Raw genomic sequence first — 16,438 nt, forward strand, 5'->3', positions numbered from 1 at the left:
GTGTACAAATTGACGCAACGCAACATCAGCTCCCCGCGCGCGCCTCCCGCCCGCAGCTAGAATCGGCCCATGCGCCAAACCCTCCAAGAGCTGTGGACAAGCCTGTCGAGCATTCCCCACTGGGGGCAGATCCTGGCGGTGGCCTATGTGGCCTATCTGCTGGTGCTGGCCGGCTACATCGTGCTGCAGAAGCGCGAGCCGGTCGCGACGCTGAGCTGGATCCTGTCGCTGGCGGCGCTGCCATACATCGGCCTGTTCGTGTTCTACCTGTTCGGTCCGCAGAAGATCGTGCGCCAGCGCCTGCGCCGCGGCCGTTCACGCGCGGGCATGGGCACCTACGAGGCGGTCTGTCCGCCCGATACCCGCTGCACCGAACTGGCGCGGGTAGGGCAGGCGACCACCGGGCTGGCGCCAAGCACCGCGACCGCGGTGGACTGGCTGGTGGATGGCGCGGCGACCTATGCGGCGATCCTGGCCGCCATCGGCGACGCCCGCCGCCATGTGAATCTGGAGTACTACATCTTCGAGCCCGACCACGCCGGCACCGCGATGCGCGATGCGCTGGTCGCGCGCGCCCGCGCCGGGGTCAAGGTACGGCTGCTGCTCGACGCGGTGGGTTCCTCGAAGATCCGGCGCCGCTTCCTGCAACCGCTGCTGGACGCCGGCGGCGAGGTGGCCTGGTTCCATCCGCGGCAGCTGCTCAAGCCGTTCAAACGGCCATGGCTGAACCTGCGCACCCACCGCAAGCTGGTGGTGGTCGATGGCGAGATCGCCTTCACCGGCGGCATCAACGTCACCGACGAGGAGGACGACAGCCGCAATGCCAACGCCTACCGTGACCTGCACATGCGCATCCGCGGCCATGTTGTCCACAGCCTGCAGCTGGTGTTTCTGGAGGACTGGATCTACGCCACCGGCCAGGCGCCGGAACGCTTCGAGCGCGGCGACCTGTTCCCGGCCACGGTGCCGGCCCGCGAGTGCGGCCAGATCAACGCGCAGGTGCTGGTGTCCGGGCCGGATTCGGCCTGGGAGGCGATCCACCGCCTGCATGTGGCCGCCATCCAGGAAGCCAAGCGGCGCGTGTGGCTGGTGACGCCGTACTTTGTGCCGGGCGAGGCCGCGCGCATGGCGCTGACCTCGGCCGCACTCGGCGGGCTGGATACCCGACTGATGGTGCCCAAGCTCAGCGACTCGCGATTCGTCACCTTTGCCGCGCGTTCCTATTTCGACGAGCTGCTCGAAGCGGGGGTGCGCATCTACGAATACGGCCCACGCATGCTGCACAGCAAGGCCTTCATCGCCGATGACAGCACCTGCATCGTCGGCACCGCCAATTTCGACCATCGCAGTTTCCGCCTGAATTTCGAGCTGTCGATGATGTACAGCGACCGCCAGCTGACCGCCGAACTGGACGCCATCCTGCAAGCCGAGTTCGACCGTGCCGTCGAGGTGCAGCCCAACCGCAGCCGTTCGCTGTGGCGCCAGCGTCTGCCCGAAGCATTCGCACGGCTGGCGTCCCCCTTGCTCTGATACGCGACGGCGGCACGTGGAACCGTGCCGGCCCGCCCCGTTACACTTCCTTCCCTCTACCGGGAGATCGTCATGTACTGGCTGTTCCTGCTGCTCGCGCTGGGTGCGTTCGTGCTCGCCATCTCGGCCACACAGACCTGGCTGCTGTTGCTCTCGCTGCTGGCATCGCTGGTGTTTGCGCTGCTGTGGGTGAAGGGCCTGTATGCCGCCCGTATCGGCGGCGCTCTGACCGATGCACCGCGTGCGTTGCATCCGGCGGAACTGCAGGCACTGCGCGAACAGTTCCGCGTCGATGCCGCCGCACCGACCGTCGCTCCGCCTCCCCCAGTGCAGCCGGCAACGCCGGATCGGGAATCCCCGCAGCCATGACCTTCCTCAGCGTCAACGTCAACAAGATCGCGGTGCTGCGCAATTCGCGCGGCGGGGGGGAGCCTGACGTGGTACGGGCGGCGATGACCTGTCTGCGCGCCGGTGCGCACGGCATCACCGTGCATCCGCGCCCGGACCAGCGCCATATCCGCGCCGACGACGTGCTGGCGTTGTCCGCACTGACCCAGCAGCACGGGGTTGAATTCAATATCGAAGGCAATCCGTTCGCCCCGCCGCGCGAGGGCTATCCGGGCCTGCTGCCGCTGTGCGAGCAGACCCGCCCGGCCCAGGCCACCCTGGTACCCGATGGGGATGGCCAGCTGACCTCCGATCACGGCTTCGACTTCGCCCGGGATGGGGAACGCCTGCGCCCGCTGATCGCCGCACTCAAAAGCTACGGCTGCCGGGTCAGCCTGTTCGTCGATGCCGGCAATCCCGCCATTGCCCAGGCCGCCGCGCTCGGCGCCGACCGCGTCGAGCTGTACACCGGCCCCTACGCCGAAGCCTTTGCCGAAGGGGATCCAACCGCCACCCTTGCGGTGTTTGCCGACGCCGCGCGCCGCGCGCAGGCCGCCGGTCTTGGGGTCAATGCCGGCCATGATCTGTCGCAGGCCAACCTGGCCACGTTCCTGCGCCACGTACCCGACGTGCAGGAAGTCTCCATCGGCCATGCGCTGATCAGCGAAGCCCTGTACGAGGGGCTGGAGACCACCGTCGGCGGATATCTCGCCGCGATCAGCGGGGCCGAATCCGGCAACGCCTGAGGGTCGCCCCGGCACGCAGGCGTTCCACCGGACTGCCGCTCACCGCACCAGCGCGGCAGCGCTTCTACCTCGTCCACCACTGGTGGGCGGGGAGCCTTCGCGCTTTGGAGCAGACCTTTTTCGCAGTCTCTGCGGGCTGCACGCGTCCCTCAAAGCGGCGGGCGGCCAGGCGGTGCAGGAAAGGCACGTGCTCCGCGCAGGTTGCTTCACCTGCCACGGAGAAGGAAGTGCTCCCCGCCGCTGCGCGTACGCGTGCGCCCGGCCACGTGGTGGGTGCGCACGTCCGTACTGCCGTTGCGAAGCACCTGAAAAGGCAGCGCTCCCGCGGCTCTCCAAGCCATCCGCGCCAAGGGTGGGGGCACCTGTGTCCCGCAACCGCACCACACAGGCCGCCCCGCGCGGCACCTTGTCGGGCGCGTATAAAACAAGAGGGCGGCTCCGCCGGCTACCGCAGGAGCGTCATTGCGCACGCCCTCGGCATGTCCAACAACTACCATCGCAACAGGCGGCAACACGGTGCCCGGCTTGCCCACAGCGCCGGGGTTTCATTAAGGAGAGCCGCGAGTGCCAGCGACTGCGCGCGCGGGCGAAGAACGCCGGGCAAAAAAAACGCCCCCGATTGCTCGAGGGCGTTTTCCAGTCGCGTCATGACTTGGTGTTGCGTATTACTGTACGAAACCGATCTTGAGCATGCGGGCGTTCTTGGCCTGGGCCAGAATCTTGGCCATGACCTCGTACTCCGAATCCGGATTGGCGTCGATGCGAAGTTCCGGCTGGTTGGTCGGATCCTTCTGTACTTCCTCTTCCATGCGCTGCTGCAGCTCAGCCACGTTGACCGGACTGTTGTTCCAGTACACCTGGTTGCTGGCATCCACACGCAGCTCGATCGGCGGCGGCGGTTCCTTGAGCTGCGGCGGCGGGTTGATCACCCGCTGCGGCAGATCCACGGCGATCGGGTAGGTCATGATCGGCGCGGTCACAATGAAGATGATCAGCAGCACCAGCATCACGTCCACGAGGGGCGTCACGTTGATGTCGGCCATGGGGCCCTTGTTACCACCACTACTGAAAGCCATCGCTTATTGCCCCTTTTCTTTGGTGGCAACGAAACCGACGTCCAACATGCCCTGGCCCTGCGCGATCTTGGTGACTTCGTTGATCACCTTCATCTTGGTGGTCTTGTCACCACGCAAGTTGAGCGGAGGCTGGGGGGTCTGCTGGGCAGCCGTGGCGAAACGCGATTCCAAGGTCTCCTTGGAGACCTCTTCGTCGTTCCAGTAGAGCGAACCGTCTTCCTTGACTGCCACCGTAATCGGGCTCGGGCGCTTTTCGGCGTCGTCCGGATTGATGACCAGGTTGGCCTCTGGCAGCTCGACCTTGACCTTGTGGGACATCAGGGGAGCCGTGATGATGAAGATGATCAGCAGCACCAACATCACGTCCACGAGGGGCGTCACGTTGATGTCGGCCATGGGGCCGCTGCTGTTGTCACTACTGAAAGCCATAACGGGCTCCGTCTATATCGTTGCGAGGACTGCTTGGCTTGCCGGATTAGCGGACGCGCGAACCGGTGGCGAAGAAGTCGTGCAGATCGTGGGCGAAGGTGTCGAACTTGCTGACCGTCGCGCTGTTGATCTTGCTGAAGAAGTTGAAGGCGAACACGGCCGGGATAGCCACGAACAGACCGATGGCGGTCATGATCAGGGCTTCACCCACCGGGCCGGCAACGGCGTCGATCGAGGCCGAACCGGTGGCACCGATCTTGATCAGCGCGCCGTAGATGCCCCACACGGTACCCAGCAGACCCACGAACGGAGCGGTCGCACCGACGGTGGCCAGCAGGATCATACCACCCTGCAGCTTGTTGGATTCGCGGGTCACGGCCTGACGCAGGGCGCGGTCCACAAACTCAGAACGGCTCAGGGTTTCGCCGGCACCAGCCTGCTGGTGATGGGCGGCCGCCTGGGCAGCGTCCAGGGCAATCTTGGAGAACGGCTCCGAAGCGGCCTGCTCTTCCATCGCACGGACAGCTTCCTGCGCGTTCGGGGCATCCCAGAACAGGCTCGGCACGCGGTCAGAAGCGGACTTCAGGCGCGCGGTGCGGAAGGTGTTGATGACCGTCCAGTACCAGGACATGGCCGACATCACCACCAGGGTGATCAGCACGACCCAAGAGACGGCGAAGTCGCCCGGCTGGGAGGTCATCTCGTGGATCAGGTGCTCGAAGCCCATCTGCGAGAGCGCGTTGTTTGCGTTGCCCCCGGCAGCAGCGGCGATGAAAATTTCCTGCAGCATGACGCTTACCTTTGTTGTGTGTGGTGTTAAAGGGTGTAGCTAAGTACGAAAAACGTTCCGCGGGGGCGGCCGTCAGGGCCGCCGCCGGGATCAGCTCAGCGCAAAGTTGACCGGGACGCGGACGCGACCAGCTGCCTTCGCCCCACCGCTCTGGGCGGGGTTGAACTTCCACTTGCGCGCCGCTTCCATTGCAGCCCGGTCGAGATCGCGATTGCGACTGGACTTCTCGACAGACACATTGGTGACATTGCCGTTGGCATCGACATCAATGATCAGGATGACCTCGCCCTGGATACCGGCGCGGAAAGCGGCCGGCGGATAACGCGGCGGGTTCATGTTCTTGGACGAGATGTCCACGCTGGCCTGGATGTCGACCGGAGGCGCCCGCGGAGCCGGCGGCGACGGTGGCGTCACCACGTCGGTGGGACGCGGTTCAGCGACGTCGATCGGCGGTGCTTCCGGCGGCGGCGGCAACGGCGAGGGCTTCGGCGGCGCGAGGTTCTTGACCGGCGGCGGCGGGGTATCCGTCGGCGGCGGCGGCGGCGGCGGTGGCGGAGGCGGCGGCGGCGCGTCGACCAGCGTCACCATGACATTGCGTTCCTTTTCCGCGGCGGCCTTGGGAGCCACGGCAGGAATCAGAAGCATCATCAGGGCTGCAAGATGCAGTGCGATTACAAAGGCGATACCGGCGATACGGGGCCAGCTCAGACCCTTATCTTTCTCGCCGTCATACCTGTGGTGGAAGACCAGTTGTTCCGTCATGCGCCAAGAGCTCTTTAGTGGGGTCGGGACGACGCTGTTATGGCGCCCCTGATTCAGCGGTGCATGACACCGCAGGAACCTCCAAGCTTATACCAATCCTGACCAGCTGCGCATCACAAATGCAGCTGTTCAGGCGTTATTCCTGCTTACTTCAGGTTGATGATTTTGTTTGCATCAGCCGGGTTTTTGACACCCTTGGCCAACGCGTCCCGCGCGGCCTGCTTGGCCTCCGGAATACGCCCCTCCGAGTGCAGCACACGTGCCAGATTCAGGTACGTCTCGCCATCCTTGGAAAGCGGCGCCGCCTTGCGCCACGCGTCAATCGCCTGCGGTACCTGGTCGCTGTAGTAGTACGACTGCGCCAGTGCCAGGTAGACCTGGTGGTCCGGCTTGAGGATGCCCTTCTCCAGGCCCTCGTTGATCACCGCAATGACGTCCCGTTCCTTGTTGTCGGTGTTGGCATAGATCGAGTACAGCTGCTTGTACTCGCGCTCTTCTGTGAGCTGGCCAGCGGCGCGCAGTTTGTCCATCACCGCGGCCGCCTTGTCCATCTGGTCGGCCTGCATGTACATGCTGGCCAGATTCAATTGCGCCTTCTTGTCGGCCGGATTCTTGGCCGCCAGTGCTTCGGCTTCCTTGACCGCTTCAGCGGTCTGGCCCGCTTCGGCGTAGGCGGCCATCAGCAGCTGGTTCCAGTTGTCCTTGGGCTCGGGCGAAGCGGCGATGGCCGCCTTCAGCACCGGAATGGCTTCGGCATACTTTTCAGTCTGGTACAGCGCCTGGCCCTTGATGACCAGTTCTTCCGGCTTGGCCGACTTGGACTCGGCAAAGTACTTGTCCAGAGTGGCCAGCCCCTCGGCGTACTGCTCGTCCTGCAGCTGCAGCTGGGCCAGCATCAACATCGCCTGGAAGTGGCCGTTGTTGTCCAGCTGGTTCAGCGCGATGGCCTGCTGCAGATACTGCTTGGTGGCGGCGCCATCATCCAGGTTGTAGGCCGCCTGTGAGGCGAGCTGGTTGGCAACGGCCTTGTCGTAATCGTTGGCATCGGCCGAGGCGATGATTTCATCGGCCAGCGTGCGGGTCTGCGCGTAGTCGTCCTTGTTGTACGCGGCGAACAGCTTCTGCAGCTTGCCGCCCATCTTCGAAGAAGGCTTGCCGTTCGGCTCGGTGCGGGTGGCTTCCGGAAAGAGCACTTCAGCCTTGGCGCTCCCCTTGCTGCGACGCTCGTTGCGATCAGACGAACGCGCCTGGGCAAAGGCATCGGCAACCACAACACCGCCGAGCAGGGTCGCAATCAGAACGGAAAGCACTGCTTTCTTGGGGCTGTGGGAAATCATGGTTCACCTCGTTGAAACCGCCAGGGCGGCACTGAAAACGGACGGTCTGGAAAAAGCAGAGCCGGCAAACGTACCAGAAAATATTTGATGGAGAAATCACTTCCGATGCTGTATTGCACCAATGTCCAGGGGACTGCCCGCATCGGTCGCCCCGGGTCAACCGCAGCGCGGGATGCGGCCCGCCTGGCGCGCCTGCTGGTAAACGGGCTGCAACATCGGGATATCGCGTTGCAGTTGGCGGATGCGGTTGGCCGGATCGGGATGGGTGGAGAGCCACTGCGGCGAACGGTTGCCGCCGGCCGCCATCATGTTCTGCCACAGATCCACCGCCTGGGCCGGGTCAAAACCGGCCTGCGCCATCAACCGCTGGCCTACCTCATCGGCTTCACCTTCCTGGGTGCGTGAGCCCGGCAGCAGGATCAGCCCCTGCGCGCCGAGGCCGCCGAACTGGTTGACCACGCTAGTTCCCGCATCGCCATAGGCCGCGCCGGCCAATGCGCCGATGATGCCCAGTCCGATCTGGGTGCCCTGCTGGCGGGTCAGGCGCTCTTCGTGGTGACGCGAGATCACATGGCCGATTTCGTGGCCGATCACCGCGGCCAGCTGATCCTGGTTTTTGGCGGCACTGAAAATGCCGGTATTGACGCCCACTTTTCCGCCTGGCAATGCGAAGGCGTTGGGCTCCTTGTCGACGAACAGCGCGGTTTCCCAACGTACGCCACGGTACTGGGCAGGCAGCTGCGCGACCAGGGCATTGACCACGCACTGCACATAGCCGTTCTGGGTGCCGTCGCGGCTCAGGGTCTGCTTGGCCTTGATCTCGGAAAATGCCTGCGCGCCGAGTTGATCCAGCTGCTGCTGGGACACGCCACCGACCACCTGGCGGCGCCCGGTGGGCGAGGTGGTGGTGGCGCAGGCGCTCAGCAGCAAACCGATGGTCAACGCACAAAGAATCGATTTCACGCAAGCCCCCTTATTCATGCCCGCAGTGTGCGGGCGGCTGGCTTAATTTTCCGTCAATCCGACGTGCAGATTTAGCCGGTACCGAACACCACCAGCGCGCCCAGAGCGATGGCATTGTTGATCGCATGGGCGGCGATGGCAGCCCACAGCGTGCCGGTCTTGCGGTACAGCCACGCGAAGGCCGCGCCCATGCCGCCGTAGATGAGCCAGAGCTGGAGAATCTCGGGCAGGCCGTTGGCGCTGGTGCCGGGGACCTCGTGCATCAACGCGAAGGCGGCACTGCTCAGGACAATACCCAGTGCAGGGCGACCGGCAGCCCACAGGCGTCCGAACAGCACCCGGCGGAACAGCAGCTCCTCGTAGGCCGGCGCCAGGAACACTGCGAACAGCAGCAGAAACAGCGGAAAATTGGCCAGCGCCTGTTCCATCAACGGCAGATTGGTCGGCACCGGCTCGATGCCGAGCTGCTTGGCGCTCCAGCCGATGAAACTGCTGCCGGCAAAGACCAGCGCAGCCACCAGCAGTGTCCAGCCCCAGGTCGATCCGCGCCGGAGCGCGTGGGCGGAGATGCCGCGTTCGGCCGAGGTGGCACGGCGCCGCCAGACATACACCAGCAGTGCGGCCCCCCCGGTGGAGATCAACGCCATCAGCATCTGCGCCAGGGCGCCGGGTTGGCCGAGCAACTGCGCCATGTCGGCGGCCGCGGACAGGCTGGTCCCGCTGCGGGCGGCCTCCCGGCCGACCTCCACCCCGCGCCATAGCCCCCAGACCACACTGCACAGCAGGCTCAGGCCCAGCAGTGTGGCCGCGGCGATCAGCAGATCGAGAAAGAACCCTGCAACCGGCGAACCGGCCTGGCGGATACCCGCTGCGGAGCGTGCAACGGCGGGAGCGGACGGAAGCGGGGGCTGGGCGGACATCGCGATCCTTGGCAGAGCGGTAAAAAAAAACGGGCGCTGCGCGATGCAACGCCCGTCTTGGGACTGGTGGGTCAGATATCCAGGTTCATGACCTTCAGCGCGTTGTCCTCGATGAAGTCACGACGCGGTTCCACCACATCGCCCATCAGGGTGCTGAAGATCTGGTCGGCCGCCACCGCATCTTCGATGCGGACCTGCAGCAGACGCCGGGTATCCGGATTCACCGTGGTGTCCCACAGCTGTTCCGGGTTCATTTCACCCAGGCCCTTGAAGCGCTGGATCTGGCGGCCCTTCTTGGCTTCCTCCAGCAACCAGGCCTGGGCCTGGGCAAACCCGCTGACTTCGGCCGATTTGTTGCCACGGCTGATCCGTGCGCCTTCCCGTACCAGACCGTGCAGCAACTGCGAGGCCTTGTGCAGGGCGCGCAGTTCCCCCGATTCGAACGCCGCCAGCGGCAGCACTTGGATCAACTCCTCGCCCATGTGGCGACGGGTGACCAGCACCGCGGCCGGGCGCTGTTCGGTGGGTTCCTGCAGTTCCAGCGTGTAGCGCGGCGTTCCCAGGCTGCCCCGGTTCAGGTGCTTGGCCAGTGCATCCAGGCCTTCGTCCTCGCCCGCGGTACGCAGGTGTTCCAGGTCCATCGGCGTGAAATCGACCAGCGCTTCGAGCAGGCTGCGGTCGTAGCGATGGGCATTGCGGTCGATCGCGTCCTGCGCCGCCGCGTAGGCCAGCAGCAGACTTTCCAGCGCCACGCCTTCGATCGGCGGCTCACCATTGGCCGGAATCAACGCGGCGTTTTCCACCGCGCTGTTGGCCAGATAGGCGTCCAGTGCCGGGTCGTCCTTCAGGTACAGCTCGGTTTTGCCCTGCTTGATCTTGTACAGCGGCGGCAGGCCGATATACACGTAACCGCGCTCGATCAGCTCCGGCATCTGCCGGTAGAAGAACGTCAACAGCAGCGTGCGGATGTGCGCGCCGTCGACGTCGGCGTCGGTCATGATGATGATCTTGTGGTAACGCAGCTTGTCCGGGTTGTACTCGTCGCGGCCGATGCCGGTACCCAGCGCGGTGATCAGGGTGCCGACCTGGTCGGAGGCCAGCATGCGGTCGAAGCGGGCACGTTCCACGTTGAGGATCTTGCCGCGCAGCGGCAGCACCGCCTGGTTCTTTCGGTTGCGGCCCTGCTTGGCCGAGCCACCGGCCGAGTCACCCTCGACGATGAACAGTTCCGACAGGGCCGGATCCTTTTCCTGGCAGTCGGCCAGCTTGCCGGGCAGGCCGGCGATATCCAGCGCGCCCTTGCGGCGGGTCAGATCGCGCGCCTTGCGCGCGGCCTCACGGGCACGGGCGGCATCGACGATCTTGCCGGTGATGGCCTTGGCTTCGTTCGGGTTTTCCTGCAGGAACGCTTCCAGCCGCTGTCCGAAGGCGTTTTCCACCGCCGGTCGCACATCCGAGCTGACCAGCTTTTCCTTGGTCTGGCTGGAGAAACTGGGGTCCGGCACCTTCACCGAGAGCACCGCGATCATGCCTTCGCGCATGTCATCACCGGTCAGGCTGATCTTGGCCTGCTTGGCGATGCCGTTCTGCTCGATGTAGTTGCTCAGCACCCGGGTCAGCGCGCCGCGGAAACCGGCCAGGTGGGTACCGCCATCCTTCTGCGGGATGTTGTTGGTGAAGCAGTACATCGTTTCCTGGTAGGAATCGGTCCACTGCAGCGCCACTTCCACGGTGATGCCGTTGTGCTCACCGGTCACCGCGATGACGTTGGGGTGCAACGGGGTCTTGAGCTGCGCCAGATGCTCCACGAAGCTCTTGATGCCGCCCTCGTAGTGGAAGTCGTCGCGCCGGCCTTCGCCACGCTCATCGACCAGAACGATCTTGACGCCGGAGTTCAGGAACGACAGCTCGCGCAGGCGGCGCGCCAGGATTTCGTAATGGAATTCGACGTTGTCGTGAAACGCCTTGAGCGAGGGCCAGAAACGCAGGGTCGTGCCGCGCTTGCTGCTGGCTTCGAGCTGCCGCAGCGGGCCGCACGGAGCGCCATCGGCGTATTCCTGCTGGTAGTGGAAACCGCCCTGGTAGATGTCCAGCAACAGCTTCTGCGACAGCGCGTTGACCACGCTGACACCGACGCCGTGCAGACCACCGGAGACCTTGTAGCTGTTGTCATCGAACTTGCCGCCGGCGTGCAGCACGGTCATCACCACCTCGGCGGCGGAGACTTCGCGGCCCAGCTTGGCGCTCATCTGCTCGTGCTTGCCGGTCGGAATACCGCGCCCGTTGTCCGAGACCGCGACCGAGCCGTCGGCATGGATCGTGACCGAGACCTGGTCGGCGTGACCGGCCAAGGCTTCGTCGATGGAGTTGTCGACCACCTCGAACACCATGTGGTGCAGACCGGTGCCGTCATGGACGTCACCGATGTACATACCAGGACGCTTACGGACAGCCTCCAAGCCCTCCAGGGCGGTAATGCTGTTGGCGTCGTAGTTGCCGTTGTTTGCCGGGGTGTTCTGTTTTTCAGTCATTGCGCTTGCCGTAGGCTCCGCAGGTCGTACGCCCGCCATCATGGCCGGGTACGAGAGATAGGGGATTGCCGCCAAATTATACCAGCCGGGCCCTTGAGCGCCCGGGACGGTCAATCGAGCCGCTGAACCACGCCATGTTCCACGTGGAACCGGGTCGGCGCGGTGGGGGAATCTGCCAGCGCTGCCGGCGGTTCGGTGGCAGTGATGAACACCTGCGCCGGGGTCTGCGCCAGCCATCCCAGGACGCGCTGCTGGTGTCTGCCGTCCAGCTCCGATGCCAGATCATCCAGGGCGATCACCGGCCATTCGCCCCGCTGGTCCGCGTAATCCTCGGCTTGCGCCAACAGACACGCCAGCGCGGTCAGCTTGGCCTGCCCGCGGGACAGCGCGTCCCGGCCCGGAATCTGGGCAAATCGGGTACTCCAGTCGGCCCGATGCGGCCCGACCGAGGTGTAGCCGGCCATCCGGTCACGATCCCGGCCAAGCAGCAGTGCGTCGGCCAGGGCCATTTCCTGGCGGCGCCAGCCCGGTTGCAGCTCCAGCGCCTGCAATTGCAGGGACGGCGCCAGGTCGGCGGCGATCCGGATGGCCCGATCCTGCAAGCGTTCCAGGTAGTGCTGGCGGCGGGAGGTCAGCGGGGTACCGGATTCGGCCAGCTCGTGATCCCACGCATCCAGTGCCGTGGCGCTGGCCCCGCTTTTGAGCAGGGCGTTGCGTTGCTTCAGCGCCCGTGTGTAGCGCCGCCAAAGCGGAAGAAAATCGGGTTCCACGTGGAACAATCCCCAATCCACGAAGCGCCGGCGCGGTTCACTGCCGCCACTGACCAGCGCATGGCTACCCGGTTCGAACGTGACCACCGCCAGGGCCGCGCACAGCGTTCCCAGTTGCGAGACGTCTTCGCCATCCAGACGGCCTCGCCAGGTATGGCCGCTATGGGCCAGTCCGGCACGACGTCGCTGTACGGCACTGCCCGCAGGGCCCCGTTCCTCCCATTCCACGAACACATCCAGGCCTTCAGCCTGTTTCTGCACCAGACCATCGCGTACCCGCCCGCGGAAACTGCGGCCATAGGCCATCAAGTGCAGTGCCTCCAAGAGACTGGTTTTTCCGGCGCCATTGTCACCGGTGATCAGGTTGATGCCGGGGCGGGGGGCCAGTTCCACGGAATCGAACCGGCGAACACGGTTCAGGGCCACACGGACGATATGCATTGACGCTCTGCTGAAAAACCCGATGCCGCTGCGCCATCCGCAACGAACAGAGGCTCAGCTTAAAGCATCTGGCCCTGTACCCCGTGCGCAGTGTCCGCGTCACCGGCAGGACGGAATGACGAACACCCGCAATTCTTTGAAATCTGAAACGCCGTGGCGGGAATACCCGTGCAGATTTCACGAAATCACAGCCTAATCCGGGCAAGGACAGAACAGGGCACAAAGCTTGTGTATAAGTAGGGCAACCTATGGATAAAAACAGCTCTTTTGCCCCTGTCGCGACTTATGCACAGCTATCCACAGGCTAGACCCCGGGTTCTACAGGGGGTTTCAATGCCATTAAATCCATATAAAACAGCAACTTGATAGAGTTCTACATGAAATCTGCCCCTACCATCACCACCAAGCTTTTGATTTATCTTCTAATTTAAAAGCTTTGATAGAAGCGAAAAGCGCCTCCAGCCTGCAGCAACCAGGCGTGTAACTACTTTCCTGGGCGCAACGTCTTTGCTGCCTGATTTCACGGGTCCCAACCCACGGCACGCGCTACAGGAAAGCGCGTGCCGCCTCGCGAGCAGAGGAACTCGATCGCGGCGTTTCTCCGGCTCGTCGGCTACAACGACTGACCAGAAAAATTTCCACGACAAGGGATATCACCACGTTCCACGGGGAATGCGTTGTGCTTGATGCAAGCAAACTGCAGGCCTTGGGAAGCTGGCTGCCTTGACGTGGTCAGCCTGAAATCCAGCGATCACCAATGAGCACGAAAAACGCAAAGAAAAAGCCCGGCGATGCCGGGCTTTTTCGTGTTCCACGTGGAACATCGGTCAGAGGCGCAGCGGCATCACCACGTGACGCGACTTCTCGCTGCTGGCTTCACGCACCAGGGCCGAGGAGTTTGAATCGCGCAGCTGGATCACCACGTGCTCGTCGCGCAACGCCGACAGCGCATCCAGCAGGTAGTTGACGTTGAAGCCAATGGCCAGATCACTGACCGTGGTATCGGCTTCAATCTCTTCCTGGGCTTCTTCCTGCTCCGGGTTGTGCGCGCTGATCTTCAGCTGGCCCGGGCTCACTTCCACGCGCACGCCGCGGTACTTCTCGTTGGACAGGATCGCCGCACGCTGCAGGGAAGCGCGCAGGGTTTCACGCTCGACTTTCACTTCCCGATCGGCGCCGATCGGAATGACGGCTTCGTAGTCCGGGAAACGGCCATCGATCAGCTTGGAAGTGAAGGTCACATCGTCGCGTTTGACACGCACGTGGCTACGGCCGACTTCCAGCTCGACTTCGCGCTCGCCGCCTTCCAGCAGACGCTGCAACTCGGTCACGCCCTTGCGCGGCACGATGATCTGGCGCTTGGCTCCATTGCTGTTTTCCAGCGCGGTTTCACACAGCGCCAGACGGTGGCCATCGGTAGCCACGCAGCGCAGCGTCTTGTCGCGCAGGTCGAACAGCAGACCGTTGAGGTAATAACGCACGTCCTGCTGCGCCATCGCGAATGCGGTGCGTTCGATCAGTTCCTTCAGTGCCGCTTCCGGCACCACCACGCGCTCGGTGGCTTCCACTTCATCCACCGACGGGAAGTCGTTTGCCGGCAGGGTGGCCAGCGTGAAACGGCTGCGCCCGGCCTGCACGGTGATCTTGTCACTGGTCTGCGAGACCGTGATACGGCTGCCATCGGGCAGGGCGCGGATGATTTCGAACAGCTTTCGCGCCGGAATGGTGGTTTCGCCGTCCTGGGCATCGTCAACGGCGATGCGGGAGACCATTTCCACTTCCAGATCGGTACCGGTCAACGACAACTGGCCCTCCTGGACCTGGACCAGAAAATTGGCCAGAACCGGCAGAGTCTGGCGGCGTTCTACCACGTTGACGACCTGGGCCAACGGCTTAAGAAAGGCTTCGCGCTGCAGTGTGAAACGCATGTGGTTTCGTGCCCCTATGCTTTAAAAGATGTGGTTTAAATCAAAAGCTTGGTGGTGATGGTAGAGCCAGATTTCGTTTAAAACACACCTAAGTGTTTGTTATTCAAAGGTTTTCATTGCCTGAAACCCTCTGTATTACTGACCCCGAGCAGGGGGATGAAGCTGTGGATAGATTTGCGCCTGAAATAACCGGCCTTTTTATCCACAGATTCTCCCGTGCTTACCCCGGAATGATGCACCGTTTTGTGCGATGACGCCCGCTTGGTGTGCAGGCATCATTGCCGCACTTCCAGCAACGACACGACGGCGGCTACCGGTGGTGAATCAGGTGATCAACCCACGCAAGCCCGCGGCCGGCGCAGCCGGTCGGCCACTCACTCGCTGAGCTTGCGGATGAGCTTGTCCCAGTCCTCGCGCAGCTTGCCGTCGGTTTCCATCAGATGCTTGATCTGGCGGACCGCGTGCAGCACGGTGGTGTGGTCGCGGCCGGCAAAGGCATCGCCGATTTCCGGCAGGCTGTGCTCGGTCAATTCCTTGGTCAACGCCATGGCCACCTGGCGCGGACGGGCCAGCGAGCGGGTGCGGCGCTTGGACAGCAGATCTTTCATCTGCAGGCCGTAGTAGTCGCCGACCACCTTCTGGATGTTGGGAATGCTGATGGCCTGCTGCTGGGCACGCAGCAGATCGCGCAGGGTTTCCTGGGCGAATTCGGTGGTGATCGCCCGGCCGGTGAAATTGGCGCGGGCGGTGAGCGTATTGAGCGCACCTTCCAGATCGCGGACGTTGGAACGCATCTTCTTGGCGATCAGGAACGCGACATCATCGGGGATGTCAGCGCCACGTTCGCGGGCTTTTGCCAGCACGATCGCTGCACGGGTTTCGAAATCCGGCGGCTCAATCGCCACCGACAGGCCCCACGCCAGACGCGATTTAAGGCGGGCTTCCAGGCCTTCGACTTCGCGCGGATAGCGGTCGCAGGTCAGGATGATCTGCTGCTTGCCGTCGAACAATGCGTTGAAGGTGTGGAAAAACTCTTCCTGGGTACGGTCCTTGCCGGCAAAGAACTGGATATCGTCGATCAGCAGCGCGTCCACCTGCTGGAACTGGCGCTTGAACTGGTCCATGGTCTTTTCCTGCAGCGCCCGGATCATCGCGCTGAAGAACTGCTCCGAGCGCAGATACAGCACCTTGGCGGCCGGATTGGCCTGGCGCATCGCATTGCCGGCGGCAAACATCAGGTGGGTTTTGCCCAGACCGGTGCCGCCGTACAGCAACAGCGGGTTGTGCGCGCGGTCGCCGGGTTTCTGCGCGGCCTGGAAGGCGGCGGCCAGACCCAACTGGTTGCTGCGGCCTTCGACGAAGTTGGCAAAGGTGTAATGCGAATCCATGTTGCCGTTGAACGGCACCACCGGCGCGGCCGGGGCCGGCGCGCTGGCCACGGGAGCCAGCGGCGCCGGGTCCGCTGCGCGCGGGCGCGAGCCGACCTCCAGCACCACCTCGCCAAAACCGGCGAAATAGGTCAGCAATTCGGCGATGCGCGGCAGGTAATGTTCGCGCACCTGATCGACGATAAAGGCATTGGGCGCATACAGCACGAGGCTGTCGGCGCGCTGGTCGGCCTGCAACGGCTTCAACCAGGTGTGGACATCTTCCGGCGGAAATTCCGCCTCCAGACGTTCAAGACAACGGGACCAGGCATCCATCAGAAATAGTCATCAAAGGCTTGTCAGCCGGGCGCAGAAAGCCGCCGGGCCACAGGCCGGAAAGGGGGGAAGAAGTGGATGGCGCAGACTACCACCGCCGGGCCGGGCCGGGAATGCTTGTCCCG

The 16,438-nt window shown here is 63.8% G+C and carries 14 protein-coding genes; 3 read left to right on the forward strand and 11 right to left on the reverse strand.

Features of this window, described 5'->3' with window-relative positions:
- Nucleotides 1-69: 69 nt before the first annotated feature.
- The 3 genes from cls (at nucleotide 70) to ACVOMH_RS11200 (ending at nucleotide 2,663) form a co-directional block, all read left to right on the forward strand.
- Nucleotides 70-1,530 carry a cardiolipin synthase gene (gene cls / locus ACVOMH_RS11190; protein WP_054659081.1) on the forward strand — a complete coding sequence of 487 codons (1,461 nt, stop codon included), beginning with the start codon at nucleotides 70-72 and terminating at the stop codon, nucleotides 1,528-1,530.
- A 72-nt stretch (nucleotides 1,531-1,602) separates the two neighbouring features.
- A complete protein-coding gene (locus tag ACVOMH_RS11195; protein WP_241772643.1) occupies nucleotides 1,603-1,899 on the forward strand; it encodes a hypothetical protein in 297 nt (98 codons plus the stop codon).
- Nucleotides 1,896-2,663: a pyridoxine 5'-phosphate synthase gene (locus tag ACVOMH_RS11200; RefSeq protein WP_481552003.1), complete on the forward strand. Its 768-nt coding sequence runs from the start codon at nucleotides 1,896-1,898 to the stop codon at nucleotides 2,661-2,663. Before ACVOMH_RS11195 ends, ACVOMH_RS11200 begins: the two co-directional genes overlap by 4 nt.
- Before the next feature lie 665 nt (nucleotides 2,664-3,328).
- On the opposite strand, the gene ACVOMH_RS11205 is transcribed toward ACVOMH_RS11200, so the two are convergent.
- The 11 genes from ACVOMH_RS11205 to dnaA all read right to left on the reverse strand — a co-directional run bounded on the left by ACVOMH_RS11205 (nucleotide 3,329) and on the right by dnaA (nucleotide 16,313).
- Entirely contained in the window at nucleotides 3,329-3,739 is a 411-nt protein-coding gene (locus ACVOMH_RS11205) for an ExbD/TolR family protein (RefSeq protein ID WP_054659085.1), read from the reverse strand.
- A gap of 3 nt (nucleotides 3,740-3,742) precedes the next feature.
- Complete coding sequence (locus ACVOMH_RS11210; RefSeq protein WP_054659087.1) at nucleotides 3,743-4,168, reverse strand: ExbD/TolR family protein; 426 nt, start codon at nucleotides 4,166-4,168, stop codon at nucleotides 3,743-3,745.
- A 46-nt stretch (nucleotides 4,169-4,214) separates the two neighbouring features.
- Complete coding sequence (exbB, locus tag ACVOMH_RS11215; protein WP_054659089.1) at nucleotides 4,215-4,958, reverse strand: TonB-system energizer ExbB; 744 nt, start codon at nucleotides 4,956-4,958, stop codon at nucleotides 4,215-4,217.
- Between the two features lie 90 nt (nucleotides 4,959-5,048).
- Nucleotides 5,049-5,720, reverse strand: coding sequence for an energy transducer TonB (locus ACVOMH_RS11220; protein WP_481552004.1), 672 nt, complete (start codon nucleotides 5,718-5,720; stop codon nucleotides 5,049-5,051).
- 146 nt (nucleotides 5,721-5,866) lie between these two features.
- Entirely contained in the window at nucleotides 5,867-7,057 is a 1,191-nt protein-coding gene (locus tag ACVOMH_RS11225) for a tetratricopeptide repeat protein (RefSeq protein ID WP_481522375.1), read from the reverse strand.
- A gap of 156 nt (nucleotides 7,058-7,213) precedes the next feature.
- On the reverse strand, nucleotides 7,214-8,020 hold the full coding sequence (locus ACVOMH_RS11230) for a M48 family metallopeptidase (RefSeq protein ID WP_481552005.1): 807 nt from the start codon (nucleotides 8,018-8,020) through the stop codon (nucleotides 7,214-7,216).
- A 71-nt stretch (nucleotides 8,021-8,091) separates the two neighbouring features.
- Nucleotides 8,092-8,940: a CPBP family intramembrane glutamic endopeptidase gene (locus tag ACVOMH_RS11235; protein ID WP_481522373.1), complete on the reverse strand. Its 849-nt coding sequence runs from the start codon at nucleotides 8,938-8,940 to the stop codon at nucleotides 8,092-8,094.
- Between the two features lie 71 nt (nucleotides 8,941-9,011).
- A complete protein-coding gene (gyrB, locus tag ACVOMH_RS11240) occupies nucleotides 9,012-11,471 on the reverse strand; it encodes a DNA topoisomerase (ATP-hydrolyzing) subunit B (RefSeq protein WP_481522372.1) in 2,460 nt (819 codons plus the stop codon).
- 110 nt (nucleotides 11,472-11,581) lie between these two features.
- Complete coding sequence (gene recF / locus ACVOMH_RS11245) at nucleotides 11,582-12,682, reverse strand: DNA replication/repair protein RecF (protein ID WP_481522371.1); 1,101 nt, start codon at nucleotides 12,680-12,682, stop codon at nucleotides 11,582-11,584.
- A gap of 827 nt (nucleotides 12,683-13,509) precedes the next feature.
- Entirely contained in the window at nucleotides 13,510-14,610 is a 1,101-nt protein-coding gene (dnaN, locus tag ACVOMH_RS11250) for a DNA polymerase III subunit beta (protein ID WP_057506194.1), read from the reverse strand.
- A 374-nt stretch (nucleotides 14,611-14,984) separates the two neighbouring features.
- A complete protein-coding gene (dnaA, locus tag ACVOMH_RS11255) occupies nucleotides 14,985-16,313 on the reverse strand; it encodes a chromosomal replication initiator protein DnaA (protein WP_057506193.1) in 1,329 nt (442 codons plus the stop codon).
- Nucleotides 16,314-16,438: the final 125 nt, after the last annotated feature.

It is taken from the genome of Stenotrophomonas sp. STEN013, assembly GCF_056760355.1.

Excerpts from the sequence above, each read along its gene's own strand:
- cls (WP_054659081.1), top strand. The coding sequence starts at position 70 with ATGCGCCAAACCCTCCAAGAGCTGTGGACAAGCCTGTCGAGCATTCCC.
- ACVOMH_RS11195 (WP_241772643.1), top strand. The coding sequence starts at position 1,603 with ATGTACTGGCTGTTCCTGCTGCTCGCGCTGGGTGCGTTCGTGCTCGCC.
- ACVOMH_RS11200 (WP_481552003.1), top strand. The coding sequence starts at position 1,896 with ATGACCTTCCTCAGCGTCAACGTCAACAAGATCGCGGTGCTGCGCAAT.
- ACVOMH_RS11205 (WP_054659085.1), bottom strand. The coding sequence starts at position 3,739 with ATGGCTTTCAGTAGTGGTGGTAACAAGGGCCCCATGGCCGACATCAAC.
- ACVOMH_RS11210 (WP_054659087.1), bottom strand. The coding sequence starts at position 4,168 with ATGGCTTTCAGTAGTGACAACAGCAGCGGCCCCATGGCCGACATCAAC.
- exbB (WP_054659089.1), bottom strand. The coding sequence starts at position 4,958 with ATGCTGCAGGAAATTTTCATCGCCGCTGCTGCCGGGGGCAACGCAAAC.
- ACVOMH_RS11220 (WP_481552004.1), bottom strand. The coding sequence starts at position 5,720 with ATGACGGAACAACTGGTCTTCCACCACAGGTATGACGGCGAGAAAGAT.
- ACVOMH_RS11225 (WP_481522375.1), bottom strand. The coding sequence starts at position 7,057 with ATGATTTCCCACAGCCCCAAGAAAGCAGTGCTTTCCGTTCTGATTGCG.
- ACVOMH_RS11235 (WP_481522373.1), bottom strand. The coding sequence starts at position 8,940 with ATGTCCGCCCAGCCCCCGCTTCCGTCCGCTCCCGCCGTTGCACGCTCC.
- gyrB (WP_481522372.1), bottom strand. The coding sequence starts at position 11,471 with ATGACTGAAAAACAGAACACCCCGGCAAACAACGGCAACTACGACGCC.
- recF (WP_481522371.1), bottom strand. The coding sequence starts at position 12,682 with ATGCATATCGTCCGTGTGGCCCTGAACCGTGTTCGCCGGTTCGATTCC.
- dnaN (WP_057506194.1), bottom strand. The coding sequence starts at position 14,610 with ATGCGTTTCACACTGCAGCGCGAAGCCTTTCTTAAGCCGTTGGCCCAG.
- dnaA (WP_057506193.1), bottom strand. The coding sequence starts at position 16,313 with ATGGATGCCTGGTCCCGTTGTCTTGAACGTCTGGAGGCGGAATTTCCG.